The organism is Chryseobacterium sp. PMSZPI (assembly GCF_002835665.1).
In the GTDB taxonomy this organism is placed as follows: domain Bacteria; phylum Bacteroidota; class Bacteroidia; order Flavobacteriales; family Weeksellaceae; genus Chryseobacterium.
In genome coordinates this window covers 23,115-38,045 of the sequence record NZ_PIZV01000014.1, presented here as the reverse complement: position 1 = coordinate 38,045, position 14,931 = coordinate 23,115, and the positions used below count along the sequence as shown (strand labels likewise).

Below are 14,931 nucleotides of genomic sequence, written 5' to 3'. Positions count from 1 at the left end.
GAAGGCTGCAGCACTTGACGCAGCTTCATCAGCCTCTTCTGCTGTGGCAACTCTTAATGAGAGCCAAATCGGGAAAATGGCTAATGCTTTTATCGATGCTTCTCACAGTAAAAAGCAAGAATCTGAAGCTGATACCTATTCATATGATTTCATGAAAGCGAATAAGTATGATGTTGTAGGAGCTTATACGGCGTTCAGGAAACTCGCTTTACTTTCAGAAGGAAGTCACCAATCAGGTTTTGAGAAAATGTTCAATTCTCATCCGGATAGCGAAAAAAGAGCGCAGGCAATTAAGAAAAGAGCAGAGAAAGATGGATTGTGGAAAGATCCGGGAACTGTTTCTATTCCAACAACGAAATTGACAAAATAATTATTTAATTTATTGTTTAAACGAAAACACCTCAAAGAAACTTCTTTGAGGTGTTTTTATGTTTAGTGATAAGATTAAGAATACATTTGTTCTCTTAATTCTTTTACTTTTTTGTCAGCAAGATATTCATCGTAAGTCATTTCTCTATCGATGATTCCTTTAGGTGTCAATTCAATGATTCTGTTACAAACCGTTTGAAGCATTTCGTGGTCATGAGAAGCCAACAAAATATTTCCTTTAAAGTTAGACAAAGAGTTGTTCAAAGTTGTGATACTTTCAAGGTCTAAGTGATTGGTAGGTTCATCTAATAAAAGAATATTTGCTTTCTGAAGCATCATTCTACTGAACATACATCTCATTTTTTCACCTCCGGAAAGTACTTTACAAGATTTCAATGCCTCATCACCCGAGAAAAGCATTCTTCCTAAGAATCCTCTTACAAATTCTTCATGGCGCTCTTCATCGTTTTTAGTGAATTGTCTCAGCCAGTCAACCAAGCTTTGATCTTCCTGGAAGAAACTTGTGTTATCCAAAGGCATATGAGACTGAGTCGTTGTAACTCCCCAGGCAAATGTTCCTTTGTCTGCCGGTACATTACCCGCTAAAATTTCAAAGAATTCTGTGATTGCTAAAGAGTTTTTTGAAAGTACAGCTACTTTATCTCCTTTTTTAAGATTTAAATCAATATTTGAGAATAAAAGTTCACCGTCTTTAGTTTTTTCAAGACCTTTTACATCCAGAATCTGATCTCCTGCTTCTCTTTCCATTTCGAAAATAATAGCCGGATATCTTCTTGAAGATGGTTTGATATCATCGATGTTCAATTTATCAATCATTTTCTTTCTGGCTGTAGCTTGTTTTGCTTTAGCCACGTTGGAGCTGAATCTTGCGATGAAGTCCTGAAGTTCTTTTTTCTTCTCTTCAGCTTTTTTGTTTGCCTGAGCTCTTTGTCTTGTTGCTAATTGAGATGCCTGATACCAGAAAGAGTAGTTCCCCGTATAAAGGTTCAGTTTAGAATAATCCAAGTCACCAATGTGAGTACAGACTGTATCCAAGAAGTGACGGTCGTGAGAAACCACGATTACCGTATTCTCATAGTCAGCAAGGAAGTCTTCTAACCAGGAGATGGTATCAATGTCAAGGTCGTTGGTAGGCTCATCCAGAATCAATACATCCGGGTTTCCGAAAAGTGCCTGAGCCAAAAGAACCTTTACTTTGTCCTTGTTCTCAAGTTCCCCCATCAATTGCCAGTGCATATCTTCTGTAATTCCTACGTTTGAAAGCATGGTTTGTGCATCAGATTCTGCAGTCCATCCACCCATTTCATCATAAAGTACACCTAGTTCACCAGCCTTAATACCGTCTTCATCAGAGAAATCTTCTTTTGCGTATAACGCATCCATTTCCTCTTTTATCTCAAATAATTTTTTGTTTCCTCTCAAAACTGCTTCAAGGACAGTATACTGATCGTAAGCAAAGTGATCCTGCTCCAAAACTGACATTCTTTTCCCTGGTTCCAGAGATACGTTACCTGTTGTTGGATCCTGCTTTCCTGTTAATATTTTAAGGAATGTAGACTTTCCCGCACCGTTTGCTCCGATGATCCCGTAGCAGTTTCCTTTGGTAAACATAATATTTACCTCGTCAAAAAGAACTCTTTTCCCGAATTGTAAAGATAAGTTAGATACTGTTAACATATAGTTTTGTAAATTTGGCGCAAAAATACAAAAAGAATTTGGGTATTTTGTAATAATATAATAGTCAAGTTTTTAAATGTATGGTATTTTTTATATATTTCATTAACGAAATTTTAAAATGATGAAGATTGAGAAAACAGTTAATATATTAAATAGAAGAGCCCGCTTTGAATATGAAATTCTTGAAGAATATGAAGCCGGAATGGTTTTAACAGGTACGGAAATAAAATCTTTACGCTCTTCCAAGGCATCCATTACAGAATCGTTCTGTCAGTTTATTGATGGGGAATTATACATCATCAACATGATGATTGATGAGTATAAATTGGGAACTTTTTACAATCACAAAACAAAAAGGGAACGGAAATTGCTGTTGCACAAAAAAGAATTGCAGAAACTTGAAAAAAAGTTAAAGGATGCCGGAAACACTATTATCCCTTTAAAGTTATATATCACAGATAGAGGTAAGGCAAAGGTGCTGATAGCGCTGGGTAGAGGGAAAAAGCTTTTCGATAAAAGAGAGGCGATAAAAGATAGAGAAAATAAACGGAACCTGGACAGAATATTAAAGAAAAGTTAAAAATCATTTGAAAAACTTTGTGTATAAAGAAAAATTATATTTATTTTGCATTATCAATTATTTAATCATTTAATTCTATGAAAAATCTAAAATTAGGAATTTCAGCATTGGCGCTTACCGTTGCCTCTACTGTTTTCGCACAGACTACCAACAATCCGTGGTTAATCGGAGTTGGTGCTCACGCAGAAAACCATATAGCGGCAAGAACTAAGACGAGTAATACGTTCTCTGCTCAAAATTTAACAAAGAGAATGTTCAATGTGAACAATTTCTCTATTACGCCTCCATTATCTAAGTTAACAGTTGCTAGAAACGTTGGAAAAGGTTTAGTTATTGACTGGCAAACTTCTGTTGGAAATGTTGAAAACAAAAAATTCAACATGGGGAAAGAATTTTTCCTAATGACAGGTCTTGGTTTCCAGGCTCACGCTGCAGGTCTTTTATGGAACGAAGAATCTTGGTTTGATCCATATTTAAGAGTTGGTGCTAACTACCTAAGACATGACTATACTGCACTTTCTTTCCCAAGAACAGCTGTAGATACTAATGGTAATCCAATCGAATCTGTACCAAACGGTAAGGATGGTAATGAAAACGGTAAAGCTAACTTCTTTACAGTAGCTACTGGTGCTGGTGCTAACTTCTGGGTAACTAAGAACTTCGGTCTTGGTGTTCAAGGAGATTATGTGTCAACTCCAGGTGACAAATCTACAGTTGCTAACTTCTGGCAAGCTTCTGCATCTATCTTATTTAGATTCGGAAACAGAGATAGAGATAAGGATGGTATCCTAGATAAAGATGACCTTTGTCCAGATACACCAGGTTTACCAGAATTCCAAGGATGTCCTGATACAGACGGTGACGGAGTTCCAGATAAAGACGATCAATGTCCAGACGTAGCTGGTCCAGTTGAAAACAACGGTTGTCCTTGGCCAGATACAGATGGTGACGGTGTTATCGACAAAGATGATGCTTGTCCTACAGTAGCAGGTCCAAAAGAAAACAACGGTTGTCCTTGGCCAGATACAGATGGTGACGGTATCTTAGATAAAGATGATGCTTGTCCTACAGTTCCAGGTCTTGCTAAATACAACGGATGTCCTAAACCAAAAGACGTGATCGCTGATGAAGCTACAGGTGCTCTTAAAGGTATCTTGTTCAACTTCAACAAAGCTACAATCAGACCTGAATCTAATACTAAGTTAGATGATGCTGCTAAAGTTATCAAAGAATCTAACGATGGTACATTCTTAGTAACTGGTCACACAGATGCTAAAGGTGCTGCTGCTTACAACTTGAAACTTTCAAGAGAAAGAGCTGCTTCAGTTGTTGCTGCTCTTGAAGCTAGAGGAGTTAACGGTATGCAGTTAAAATCTACAGGTGTTGGTTCTAGAGACGCTAAAGTTCCTGCTAAAGCAACTGACGCTGAAAGAATGGTAGACAGAAAAGTAGTTGTAGAAGCTGTAAACGGTGCTGCTTGGGATGCACTTAAGAAATCTGATCTAGACGTAGTAGTGAAGAAGACTGTAGTGAAGAAAGGTAAAGCTCCAGCTAAGAAAAAAGCTCCAGCTAAAAAGAAAAAATAATTAATTTTTCTAAATAATGAATACCTCCAATTTTTTTGGAGGTATTTTTTTTTTGTTGACTTTTAAGTAATTTTGTTGAAAATTTTAAAAATAAAATGGGAAGAGCATTTGAATATAGAAAAGCTTCTAAAATGGCCAGATGGGATAAAATGGCCAAGACATTCTCTAAAATAGGAAAAGATATTGCATTAGCAGTAAAAGCAGGAGGGCCGGATCCGGAATCCAACCCGGCTTTAAGAAGATGTATCCAAAACGCCAAAGGGGCCAACATGCCTAAGGATAACGTAGAAAGAGCCATTAAAAAAGCTAGTGGTGCTGATGCAGAAAACTATGAAGAAATCACTTATGAAGGATACGGACAAGGTGGTGTTGCTTTCTTTGTGGAATGTACTACAAACAACACAACAAGAACTGTAGCCAACGTAAGGGCTGTTTTCAATAAGTTTGATGGGAACCTTGGGAAAAATGGTGAACTTGCTTTCATCTTTGATAGAAAAGGAATTTTTACTATCGATTTAGCTCAAATCAAAATGGATTGGGATGATTTTGAAATGGAAATGATCGATGGTGGAGCAGAAGATGTAGAAAAAGATGAAGAAGAAGTAATGATTACTACTGCTTTTGAAGATTTCGGATCTTTATCTCACAAATTAGACGACCTGGGTATTGAAGCTAAGAGTGCGGAATTACAAAGAATTCCAAACAATACCAAAGAAGTAAACGAAGAACAATTCAAAGCAAATATGAAAATGCTTGAACGTTTCGAAGAGGACGATGATGTTCAAAACGTTTACCACAATATGGAAATCACAGAAGAGCTTATGAACTCTTTATAAAAAATAATATAGCATTCATATACAGTTAACTTTCAATTAGTTTCTTTGTATAAAACGATGAAATGCCTGATGTTTTTTAATACTGGAAAAATAAAGGCATTCCGTCCGGCAAATTTTAAAAAGCTGAAAATATACGGATGAAAAGAAACGTTGAATTAGTTGTCATATCGGATGTTCATTTGGGAACTTATGGATGTAAGGCTAAAGAATTACTGAGATATCTCAATTCCATCCAGCCTGAAACTTTAGTTTTGAATGGAGATATTATTGATATCTGGCAGTTCAAAAAGTCTTACTTCCCTAAACCTCATTTAAAAGTGATCAAGAAGATTATCTCACTGGCTACTAAAAATACGGAAGTGTATTATATTACAGGTAATCATGATGAGATGTTCCGTAAGTTTACTGATTTTGAGCTCGGCAAGCTTAAAGTTTGTAATAAAATTTGTCTGGATATTGATCAAAAGAAAACCTGGATCTTTCATGGAGATGTTTTCGACGCATCCGTTCAACATTCTAAATGGATAGCCAAACTTGGTGGGAAAGGATATGATCTTTTAATTATTATCAATAATGTTGTTAATTGGTTTTTGGAGAAAATGGGTAAAGAGAAATATTCATTTTCAAAAAAAATAAAAAATAATGTGAAAAAAGCGGTAAAGTACATCGGTGACTTTGAGCTGACAGCCTCCGAACTGGCTATTGATAATCATTATGACTATGTTGTTTGCGGACATATTCATCAACCACAAATTCGAGAAGTTGTGAATAAGAAAGGTTCTTGTACATATCTGAATTCCGGTGACTGGATTGAAAATTTATCAGCGTTAGAATACAACGATAAAGAATGGAAAATTTTTTACTATGATGAGCATAAGCATCTGCTAAAAGATGATGAAGTGGAGGAAATTCAGGAAATGGATAACTCTGATCTTTTAAAAATCGTAACTAATTTTTCTTAAATGAAGGTCCTGTACGCATTTCAAGGTACCGGAAACGGACATGTAGCAAGGGCACAGGAGATTATTCCTATTCTCAAAAGGCATGCTTCGGTAGATACATTGATAAGTGGTCATCAATCGCAATTAAAGGCTGATTTTGACATTAATTTCCAATACAGAGGCATTTCCCTTCTTTATAATAAAACAGGCGGTTTATCCTATCGTAAAACGTTTACAGAGAATAAATTTCTGAATGCGGTTAAAACGATAAAGGAAATGGAGCTCTCCCAATATGACTTAATCATCAATGACTATGAACCTTTAACAGGATGGGCTTCCAAACTGAAAGGCTTACCAATGATAGAACTTAGCCATCAGGCATCGATGAGCTTTCCTGAAACGCCCAAACCTCAAAAGAAAGACTTTCTTGGAGAAATGATTTTAAAATATTACGTTCCCAGTGAAAGAAAAATAGGTTTTCATTTTGAAAATTATCATCCTCAGATCAAAAAACCTGTTATCAGGAAAAAAATTAGAAATCTGAACCCCTACAAACAAGGTTACTATCTCGTTTATCTTCCCAGTTTTGCTGATGAAAATATTATTAAGGTTTTAAGAAAGGTTCCGGTAGAATGGAAGATCTTCTCGAAGTATAGTAAAGTACACGTTAAAATAAAAAATGTAGAAGTATTTCCTATTGACGAAAGCCAGTATCTGAAATATTTTGAGGGCTGTGAAGGAATTTTATGCAATGCAGGTTTTGAAACTCCGGCAGAAGCACTTTTTATGGATAAAAAGTTGTTTGTAATTCCAATTCATAATCAGTACGAACAGGAATGCAATGCTTGTGCTTTAGATAAAATGGGGATTCCCAATTCTAAAGTTTTACATCTCCAGGAAATTATGGAATGGGTGGCATCCGATTATCATCTAAAAGTTGATTACCCGAATGATATTGAAGATATTTTATTGAATGAAGTTTTAATTCTTTAAAAAAACATCCTCCACATCACTCATTCTCATCATTACCGATCTTGCATATGAACAGTGAGGATATACTTTCCAATTGTTTTCTCTTGCAAATTTGATGGCTTCCTCTACCAGAAATTTCCCCATTCCTCTGCCTTCAAACTCAGGATGTACCAAAACGAAAGAAATGATCAATTTATGATCTTCCGGAAAAATAGTATAAGTAAGTCTTCCTATTTCTTTAATTTCGTTATTCAGCGTAAGAACTCCACCGTTACCGGATTTATTGTTTTCAAATTTCATTGATAGATAGATTACTAGTTATTTTGTTCCAGGATCTTGATACGTTCTTTAAGTTCTTCTATTTCTTGTTTCAGAAGGTTAATGTATTCTTGTTGGTTTTGAAGAAGGAAATCTGGAATGTTATAAAAGTAATTATTACTTGCGGAATAATTGCCAGAATAATTGTCGTAATTATTTACCTGATGAATATTGGCTTGGTCATCCTCTTTTATATCTTCTACAGGAGTATCCAATGCTTTTGCTATGCGTTCCCATTCTTCGTCTGAAATCTTAATTTCTCCTTTTTCTCTTCTTTGGTATTGTGACTGTGTCATATGCAGAATTTTTGCCATGCTTTCCTGTGTTTGTTCTTTAGCCTTACGGGCTTTGATGAGTCGGTTTTTGATCATTGTGATGTTTTTATGTAGATACAAATATATGATTTTATGTGCTGGGATGGATATAAAAGCAGTTTAAACGTCAAAGGTTTTTTAATAATCTGTAAGGTTCTGATCTTATGGAACCCCTTGTGAATAGAAAAATATTCGTTTTATATAGCAACTTATATACAGATTTTCATAAGGGATATAAAGATATTTTATGGACAGAAATTCACATAAAAATCACATAAAATTTGTAAAATTATTTCATGATTGTTAGATATATTTATGATGTTAATAGTAACACAAAACAATTTAAAAAAATTATTATGAAAAAATTAAATGGAATGAAGGGGGATTTCTCTTCTTTAGAAAACAAAAGATTAAAAAATTTACAAGCTATTTCAGGAGGGGCAGCAAGTAGTAGAAGTGCATCATCGGGGTACAATGGTCCTGACGGTCCTGTATATGATGTGGATTATTATACTGATGCAGTAGAAGGAACTTGGAAGTACTCACGCCGGCTTTCAGTAGGAAGTGCTGTATCTACAGACCCTTATTAACAAGAATTAAAGGAGGATTTAATCCTCCTTATTTTGTATGATAAATAATTACTAGATATGATGAATAAATATATCTCCATCTGTAGGCCATTCTTCGTTATAATTACAATTTCTATTTTTTTTACGGCTTGTAAAAAAAAGAATTATATTGCATATTATCAAAAGGTTAATGAAATTGATAGCATATATAGAATAGCACATAATCCAAAGCTGGCAATAGAAAAATATAAAAAGCTTTTTGAAGAATTTGAGCCAAGAAATCAAGAACGTCTGCGAGAATATGAAACTTATCTTATTTTGGCAGATCATTATAATGTTGATTTCGGAGGAAAGAAAAATCTTAAAAAATTGATTCCTTTAATTGCTCCATATGGAGATTATTATAAATTATATTTTCCTCTTTTTGATAAATATAAATTAGATAGTGTTGACGTAAAAGAGAGAATTTCGGATTGGAAAAAAAATCTGAACCAGATGCTCATAGACTCTTTTACAGTGGCTATGAGAAGGGACCAGGAAGGGAGAAGGCCACTTGATACAGCCTTGGCACAGAAGAATGTAATGAAGAATGCAAGACTTCTTCTCTGGACATTCCAGAAATATGGTTATCCTACTCCGCAAAAAATGGGAATTATGGGACCTAATGATACATTTTTTGCCATGACCACCTTTCTTACCCATATGAATGAGACAAAAGAATATTACCCTCAGATAAGGACAAAACTGTATGGGTATGTACAGTCTGGAGACTGCCCACCCCGTGATTATACCTTGATGGTTGATAATCCGGCTTTTCTTGCAGATAAAGAGGGAATATATAGGTTTAATCCAAATGTATCAACTGATTCTGCAAAAATAAACCGAAACAGGAAAAGTATTGGCTTACCAAGTTTAAAACATACCAATCTTATTATAAAAGATTCTTCAAAACCAATATGGGAGTTATTGAAAAATGAAAAATGATATTTTCTCAAATATTGCCATAAAAAGATTTTAAAATTACTGAAATGATACTCATTATATCTAAAAATAAAGAAGCTACAACGGATGAAGTCATTAAATGGCTTTTTGTTATGGATAAAAAATTCATACGTGTGAATGAGGATGAAGTTTTTGAAATTAAAACAAAAGAAAAGAGGATTTATATCGAGAGTTCAAAAAATAGTTTTTTTATTGATGAAATTGAGAGTGTTTGGTATAGAAGAGGTGGGCTAAAGTTCAAAAGACTACAATACGAAAATCCTTCTGTCGATATGCATATGAGTGAGCATCAACATTGGCTGGAAGATTATGTCATTAAAATGCTTGAATCCAAAAAATATATCAATAAGCAAAGCAATTGCCATGTGAATAAATTGCTTGTCCTTAAGAAAGCAGAAAATTTAGGATTGGATGTCCCTTCTTATTATCTTGCTGAGAACACGAACCATATACATTTGGGACAATCAATAGTAAAGCCTATTGCCGGAAATCCTACATTGGAAAATATAAGTGAAGATATATATGGGGTGATGTATACTGCAGTCATAGATAAGTATAGAACGGATGAATTTTTTATTTCATTTTTTCAGGAAAAAATAGATAAAGATTTTGAAATCAGGGCCTTTTATCTGAATGGTAAATGTTGGTCTATGGCTATTTTTTCGCAAAAGGATCAACAAACAAAAGTAGATTACAGAAAATATAATGATAAAAAGCCTAATAGAAATGTACCTTATAAACTTCCGGATAATATTGAAGAAAAAATCCATCAACTGATGACGTCTTTAGATCCCAATTGTGGATCTATTGATTTTATAAAAAAAGATAACAAATTTTATTTTCTTGAAGTAAATCCGGTTGGGCAATTCTTAAATGTATCCAGAATCTGTAATTACTTTTTAGATAGAGAAATAGCTGAATATTTATAACATTTAACAATTATATTTTGATTTTAATGAAGAATTTTATCAATGAAAAAAATAAACTTCCTCTTACATTCAAATATGTGGAAACAATAAAGAAAAGAGAAGGACTCATTAAAAGTTCCGAGATTATATATTATATAGAATGTAAGAAATACGGGACAGATTTTTATATGAAAGAAAAACCTATAAAATCTTTGGTTAGGCTTTTATGAAATACTTTAATTTATTTTCAAATATATTAGTTACTAAGGGAGTCAATAGAATACTTCTCTCAGATTTACAGAGAAATATTTCAGAGCTGTTTTCCTTGGAATTATATGATTTTATAGAAAGTTTGAAAATTCATTCTATTGAAAATATTCTTCAAAATTATGATATCGAATCTCAGAAAATAGCTTGGGAATATATAGATTTTTTGTTGATTAATGAATATGGTTTTATCACAGAAAGTGATTGGGATCGAAGTTTCCCCCAGCTGTCATATGAACACTATGATTACAATAAAATTTCCGACTTGTTTATAGAGCTTGAAAATATAGATATCCTTTATAAAATACAGCAGTCTATAGTAAGTTTAGAAGTAAGACATTTGGTCATCTATTCTGAAATAAACTTTTCATTTAAAGAATTTTTAGAGATTGATGAACTCTTTAAAAATACACCATTGGAAAATATTGAAATATATTCTCCTTTTCATTTTGATATTAATCCGGATTGTATCGAGGAGCTTGATAAAATAACTTCCAGAATATGCAATTTGGTTTTTTATGGATGTAAAAAAAATCCTTTTAAAGTAAATAATAGATCAAGATTTATGGTAAGCTTCACTAAGGAGGACTTGAAAATATCTTCTTGTGGAAAAGTTGATATGAAATATTTCAATACTAATCTTCCAAAAATCATGGAGGCAATTAATCATAATTCTTGTTTGTATAAAAAAATTGGAATTGATAGGAATGGTAACATAAAAAATTGCCCTTTAATGCAGGAAAGCTTTGGAAATATTTATAGTGTCAGTCTAGAAAATGTCTTGAAAAAAAAGAATTTTAAGAAATACTGGAATCTTACTAAAGATTATGTGGAAGTATGTAAAGACTGTGAATTCCGTTACATCTGTACAGATTGCAGAGCCTACACGGAACGGACTCATATCAATAAAGCTGGTTTGGATACTTCTAAACCATTAAAATGTGGCTATGATCCATATACATGCCAATGGGAAGACTGGAGCAAAAATCCGTTGAAACAGAAAGCTATACAATGTTATGATAAAATCAGATAATATGAAGTAATTGTTACATTGTTAAATTACTGGATGGTTACATTGAATTACTCTCTTCCCGTGTAATAGTTATAATCTTTAATAATGACACTGATAAATTGCCTTTCCGTCATTTTGGTAGGGTCTATTTCAAGTTTCAGAATACCTTTGATTTTATCGGAAAGTTTGCTGATGATTTGTCGGTCATCTACCTTCAAAGCTTTAGTATAATTGTCTTTAATGATTCTCATATCATTATCACTTAGAGCAATAACCTGTGGGAAGGACGGAATATAATCTTCATGGATGTTTTCTAAAATTGTGTGAGAAATGTTAATATTATTTTTCAAAGAGATAACAGCGGTTCCTGAGGCAATATCTCCCAAACGCTGATTGTTTTTAGATACAATCATTGAAATTAAAGCGACCACACCTGCAAAAGAAACATCTATCAATCTGAATACCCAACGAATCAAATAATCTCCAAAACTGGCCTGATATCCATCAATCTTTACCACTTTTATTTTCATGAGTTTTTTTCCCGGAGTTTGCCCTTCCATCAAGCTTTCCAAAACTACAGGGTAAATATAGGTTGGGAATGTAAGGATAATATATATCGCCATGACAGACCATTGATCCAGGCCATCCATTAGATATCCCAAATTAAAAATATTAAAAAACAGATAAAGTACAATAATGACGTAAGCGACCCTTATAAGGAGGTCGATGATAAATGCAAGCATTCTTTCCCCTACGCTGGCAATATTAAAGTTAATATTTACATTTTGTGAAGTATTTATCGCAATTTGAGACATATTTTTTATTATTTTAGCCTTAATAATTATGAGAGAAGTTTATTTCATTAAACAAAATAAAGAAAAATGGTTGGGAATTGAACAGGTTATTCAAGGGAAAGTTAAAAAAAATCCTGATGACCTGTCCTCATTGTATATAAACCTGATCAATGATCTTTCTTTTGCCCAGACTTATTATCCTAAAAGTAATACTACGGTATATCTAAACCATCTTTCTGCCCAGATCTTTCAAAAGATTTACAAAACAAAAAGAGTAGAAGAAAATAAATTGGTTTATTTTTTCAAGACAGAAGTCCCCTTGCTGGTTTACCAGTATAGACGGTATTTGATGTATGCGTTTCTCTTTTTTATTTTGTTTACTTCAATAGGAGTGCTTTCTGCCATTTATGACAAAGATTTTGCCAATATTATTTTAGGGGAAAGTTACGTCAATGAAACCATTGAAAATATTAAAAATAATAATGCAGTGGGCATATATCAAAGTGGGACCACTTGGGGAACAACGATAGGGATTATTTTTAATAATATCCAGGTAGGAGCAAAACTCTATATTTATGGAATTATAGGAGGTGTCGGAACTTTATTTGCGCTGCTTTCGAATAGTGTTATGTTGGGATCATTTCAATATTTCTTCTATGATTATGGTGCCCTGAAAGACAGTGCAAGAGGAATCTGGCTCCATGGAGTTTTTGAGATTTTTGCGATGGTAGTAGAGGCGATGTGCGGATTAATTTTGGGAGCTTCTATTCTGTTTCCAAGAACATTTTCAAGATTTAATTCTTTTAAAAAGGGATTTAAAGATTCTTTTAAAATATTTTTAAGTACCATTCCTTTTACGATTTGTGCAGGAATTATTGAAGGATATGTAACAAGACATGCATTAAAAATGCCGTTAATACTGAATTTATTCATTATTGTCGGCTCACTTATGGTGATTGGGTTTTACTATTTTGTATACCCGTCGATTGTCAATAAAAAAATGAATAACCACATCAATGATACAATTTTATAAAAAAAGAGATTTCGGAACTTTTATCAGTGATAGCTTTAATTTTTTCAAGCTATATGGTAAAAATTACTTTAAGAACTATATACTGATCAACGGCTTACTGCTAATTTTAATGGTGGCAGTTTTATTTTTTGGATATAGAGAGTTTTTCTCCCAGCTGTTTGGATCTAATTTAGGAGGAGAAACGTATTACTTTGAGCAATATTTCTCAGATAATGCAGGAATGTTGATCGTGGTAGGGTTGCTTACATTTTTACTTTTTGTTGTATTGGCTATCATTAATTATTTGTACCCGGTATTCTACCTTAAAAGAATTGCACAAGGAGCAGAAAAGGTGAAAACTGACGAAATTTTAGGTGACTTTAAGACAAACGCAGGAAGAATCGGAAAACTGTGTCTGGGGATGCTTTTTATTATGATGCCATTAACGCTGTTTATTGTAGGGTTTTCTTATATCTTAATATTTATTATTATAGGACTTTTCCTGGTTTTGCTTGTTTATCCTACTATATTTAATGTGACTACATTTTTGATGTATGATTATTTTAACTCCGGTAGAGGCTTTTTTGAAAGTCTGAGCTATTCTATACGATCTCAGTTTTCTTATCCGAACGGTGGAGAAAAATCGCCATATTGGAAATATTGGGGAGCAGCATTTGTGATGTTTATTATTATTTATATTGCAAGTTCTGTTTTTACAATCTTACCTATGTTATTTTCTTATGGATCAATTCTAACTTCTACTCCGGATGGAAATTTTGAAGAGAACCCTTTTACAGGAGCATTAGGAATAGTATTTTTTATATTCTATGGGGTTTCAATGTTGTTTTCATTCTTTCTGGCAAATCTGATGTATGTGAATGCAGGGTTGATGTATTATGACAGCAGAACAGACCTTCACCAAAAAGTTGAATTGGAAGAAATAGACACGATCGGGATCAATGAATAAAACTCTTTTTTTATTACTGTTTTTGTTTTCTTGGGGATTGATCCATGCTCAAGATCAGGCTCCTGTGGATAATTATTTGGACTCTTTGAATACCGGACATTACCGGAATATGCTCCGTGCAGATTCTGTATTGATGAAAAACCCGGTTTCAGAAAATAGGGTATATCCAAAAGAATTTAAGGAAAATATTCCGTCGAGATATAAAGGTAATGAATTCGATTACACAGTATCAAAGCCAAGAGAATCTTTTTGGCAAAAATTGCTGAGAAAAATAGATCAGGTCTTACAAAGTATTTTTGGTGAAACAGTCTTTAAGAAATCCGGTGAATTTACAGTGATTCTTGTTCGTCTTTTTGCCATTATTCTGGTAGGTTTTCTGCTTTATTTTGTCATTAAATATATAATGGGGAAAGATGGAAGTTTTATTTTTGGTAAAAAGAATAAAAAACTGGATCTGAATGTAGAAGAACTGCATGAAAATATCCATGAAATCAATTTTCCCGAAAGTATTGCCAAGTTTGAGAATGCAGGAGATTATCGTTCCGCAGTTCGTTATCAGTTTTTATTTATCCTTAAAAAATTAAGTGATAAAAAACTGATCAACTGGAACCCGGAAAAGACAAATAAAGATTATGCTGCTGAGCTAAAGGTTGTCCATCTTAAAAATGAGTTTACTAATTTATCTTACATCTTCGATTATGTCTGGTACGGAGAATTCAATATAGAAGAGCAGAGTTATCAGAAATTTAAAACTCAATACCAGTCATTTAAACCATAATAAAATTA

The 14,931-nt window shown here is 33.4% G+C and carries 17 protein-coding genes; 13 read left to right on the top strand and 4 right to left on the bottom strand.

All coding sequences use genetic code 11. The features are described from left to right. Positions 1-370, top strand: a 370-nt coding sequence (locus tag CW752_RS03570) for a M48 family metalloprotease (RefSeq protein ID WP_145957850.1), incomplete at its 5' end; no start/stop codon positions are given. 74 nt (positions 371-444) lie between these two features. Here CW752_RS03570 and CW752_RS03565 read toward each other — a convergent pair. Next, positions 445-2,067 carry an ABC-F family ATP-binding cassette domain-containing protein gene (locus CW752_RS03565; protein WP_101238422.1) on the bottom strand — a complete coding sequence of 541 codons (1,623 nt, stop codon included), beginning with the start codon at positions 2,065-2,067 and terminating at the stop codon, positions 445-447. Positions 2,068-2,188: 121 nt separating this feature from the next. On the opposite strand from CW752_RS03565, the gene smpB reads away from it, so the two are divergent. From smpB to CW752_RS03540, 5 genes are all read left to right on the top strand, one after another. Beyond that, positions 2,189-2,647, top strand: a complete 459-nt coding sequence (gene smpB, locus CW752_RS03560; protein ID WP_041462062.1) for an SsrA-binding protein SmpB — start codon at positions 2,189-2,191, stop codon at positions 2,645-2,647. A 77-nt stretch (positions 2,648-2,724) separates the two neighbouring features. Continuing rightward, complete coding sequence (locus CW752_RS03555) at positions 2,725-4,233, top strand: OmpA family protein (protein WP_101238421.1); 1,509 nt, start codon at positions 2,725-2,727, stop codon at positions 4,231-4,233. A 95-nt stretch (positions 4,234-4,328) separates the two neighbouring features. Beyond that, positions 4,329-5,069: a YebC/PmpR family DNA-binding transcriptional regulator gene (locus CW752_RS03550; RefSeq protein WP_101238420.1), complete on the top strand. Its 741-nt coding sequence runs from the start codon at positions 4,329-4,331 to the stop codon at positions 5,067-5,069. A 137-nt stretch (positions 5,070-5,206) separates the two neighbouring features. Next, positions 5,207-6,031 carry a UDP-2,3-diacylglucosamine diphosphatase gene (locus tag CW752_RS03545; RefSeq protein WP_101238419.1) on the top strand — a complete coding sequence of 275 codons (825 nt, stop codon included), beginning with the start codon at positions 5,207-5,209 and terminating at the stop codon, positions 6,029-6,031. Then, positions 6,032-7,003 carry a glycosyltransferase family protein gene (locus tag CW752_RS03540; protein WP_101238418.1) on the top strand — a complete coding sequence of 324 codons (972 nt, stop codon included), beginning with the start codon at positions 6,032-6,034 and terminating at the stop codon, positions 7,001-7,003. Here CW752_RS03540 and CW752_RS03535 read toward each other — a convergent pair. Beyond that, on the bottom strand, positions 6,992-7,282 hold the full coding sequence (locus tag CW752_RS03535; RefSeq protein WP_101238417.1) for a GNAT family N-acetyltransferase: 291 nt from the start codon (positions 7,280-7,282) through the stop codon (positions 6,992-6,994). The two genes, CW752_RS03540 and CW752_RS03535, sit on opposite strands and share 12 nt — an antisense overlap. A gap of 14 nt (positions 7,283-7,296) precedes the next feature. Continuing rightward, positions 7,297-7,671 (bottom strand): helix-turn-helix transcriptional regulator, encoded by a 375-nt coding sequence (locus tag CW752_RS03530; protein WP_101238416.1) that lies wholly within the window; start codon positions 7,669-7,671, stop codon positions 7,297-7,299. A gap of 299 nt (positions 7,672-7,970) precedes the next feature. Between CW752_RS03530 and CW752_RS03525 the strand changes: the two genes are divergently transcribed. From CW752_RS03525 to gwsS, 4 genes are all read left to right on the top strand, one after another. After that, entirely contained in the window at positions 7,971-8,204 is a 234-nt protein-coding gene (locus CW752_RS03525) for a grasp-with-spasm system A modified peptide (protein ID WP_185117563.1), read from the top strand. A gap of 57 nt (positions 8,205-8,261) precedes the next feature. Then, positions 8,262-9,167 (top strand): hypothetical protein, encoded by a 906-nt coding sequence (locus CW752_RS03520; RefSeq protein WP_228401602.1) that lies wholly within the window; start codon positions 8,262-8,264, stop codon positions 9,165-9,167. 44 nt (positions 9,168-9,211) lie between these two features. Further along, positions 9,212-10,114 carry a grasp-with-spasm system ATP-grasp peptide maturase gene (gene gwsG, locus CW752_RS03515; RefSeq protein WP_101238414.1) on the top strand — a complete coding sequence of 301 codons (903 nt, stop codon included), beginning with the start codon at positions 9,212-9,214 and terminating at the stop codon, positions 10,112-10,114. A 205-nt stretch (positions 10,115-10,319) separates the two neighbouring features. Beyond that, complete coding sequence (gene gwsS / locus CW752_RS03505) at positions 10,320-11,393, top strand: grasp-with-spasm system SPASM domain peptide maturase (protein ID WP_101238412.1); 1,074 nt, start codon at positions 10,320-10,322, stop codon at positions 11,391-11,393. A 47-nt stretch (positions 11,394-11,440) separates the two neighbouring features. Here the strand turns inward: gwsS and CW752_RS03500 are convergent, their stop codons facing one another. Continuing rightward, positions 11,441-12,187 (bottom strand): RDD family protein, encoded by a 747-nt coding sequence (locus CW752_RS03500; RefSeq protein ID WP_101238411.1) that lies wholly within the window; start codon positions 12,185-12,187, stop codon positions 11,441-11,443. A 28-nt stretch (positions 12,188-12,215) separates the two neighbouring features. Here CW752_RS03500 and CW752_RS03495 point away from each other — a divergent pair, with 28 nt between their 5' ends. Genes CW752_RS03495 through CW752_RS03485 form a run of 3 tightly spaced genes read left to right on the top strand, consistent with a single transcriptional unit; the run spans position 12,216 to position 14,923 of the window. Beyond that, complete coding sequence (locus CW752_RS03495) at positions 12,216-13,199, top strand: stage II sporulation protein M (RefSeq protein WP_101238410.1); 984 nt, start codon at positions 12,216-12,218, stop codon at positions 13,197-13,199. Further along, positions 13,183-14,145 carry a DUF4013 domain-containing protein gene (locus CW752_RS03490; RefSeq protein WP_101238409.1) on the top strand — a complete coding sequence of 321 codons (963 nt, stop codon included), beginning with the start codon at positions 13,183-13,185 and terminating at the stop codon, positions 14,143-14,145. The genes CW752_RS03495 and CW752_RS03490 overlap by 17 nt, the downstream gene beginning before the upstream one ends. Continuing rightward, entirely contained in the window at positions 14,138-14,923 is a 786-nt protein-coding gene (locus tag CW752_RS03485) for a DUF4129 domain-containing protein (RefSeq protein WP_101238408.1), read from the top strand. Before CW752_RS03490 ends, CW752_RS03485 begins: the two co-directional genes overlap by 8 nt. Positions 14,924-14,931 lie beyond the last annotated feature (8 nt).

Coding starts and splice junctions, on each gene's coding strand:
- CW752_RS03565 (WP_101238422.1), bottom strand. CDS start 2,067: ATGTTAACAGTATCTAACTTATCTTTACAATTCGGGAAAAGAGTTCTT.
- smpB (WP_041462062.1), top strand. CDS start 2,189: ATGAAGATTGAGAAAACAGTTAATATATTAAATAGAAGAGCCCGCTTT.
- CW752_RS03555 (WP_101238421.1), top strand. CDS start 2,725: ATGAAAAATCTAAAATTAGGAATTTCAGCATTGGCGCTTACCGTTGCC.
- CW752_RS03550 (WP_101238420.1), top strand. CDS start 4,329: ATGGGAAGAGCATTTGAATATAGAAAAGCTTCTAAAATGGCCAGATGG.
- CW752_RS03545 (WP_101238419.1), top strand. CDS start 5,207: ATGAAAAGAAACGTTGAATTAGTTGTCATATCGGATGTTCATTTGGGA.
- CW752_RS03540 (WP_101238418.1), top strand. CDS start 6,032: ATGAAGGTCCTGTACGCATTTCAAGGTACCGGAAACGGACATGTAGCA.
- CW752_RS03535 (WP_101238417.1), bottom strand. CDS start 7,282: ATGAAATTTGAAAACAATAAATCCGGTAACGGTGGAGTTCTTACGCTG.
- CW752_RS03530 (WP_101238416.1), bottom strand. CDS start 7,671: ATGATCAAAAACCGACTCATCAAAGCCCGTAAGGCTAAAGAACAAACA.
- CW752_RS03525 (WP_185117563.1), top strand. CDS start 7,971: ATGAAAAAATTAAATGGAATGAAGGGGGATTTCTCTTCTTTAGAAAAC.
- CW752_RS03520 (WP_228401602.1), top strand. CDS start 8,262: ATGATGAATAAATATATCTCCATCTGTAGGCCATTCTTCGTTATAATT.
- gwsG (WP_101238414.1), top strand. CDS start 9,212: ATGATACTCATTATATCTAAAAATAAAGAAGCTACAACGGATGAAGTC.
- gwsS (WP_101238412.1), top strand. CDS start 10,320: ATGAAATACTTTAATTTATTTTCAAATATATTAGTTACTAAGGGAGTC.
- CW752_RS03500 (WP_101238411.1), bottom strand. CDS start 12,187: ATGTCTCAAATTGCGATAAATACTTCACAAAATGTAAATATTAACTTT.
- CW752_RS03495 (WP_101238410.1), top strand. CDS start 12,216: ATGAGAGAAGTTTATTTCATTAAACAAAATAAAGAAAAATGGTTGGGA.
- CW752_RS03490 (WP_101238409.1), top strand. CDS start 13,183: ATGATACAATTTTATAAAAAAAGAGATTTCGGAACTTTTATCAGTGAT.
- CW752_RS03485 (WP_101238408.1), top strand. CDS start 14,138: ATGAATAAAACTCTTTTTTTATTACTGTTTTTGTTTTCTTGGGGATTG.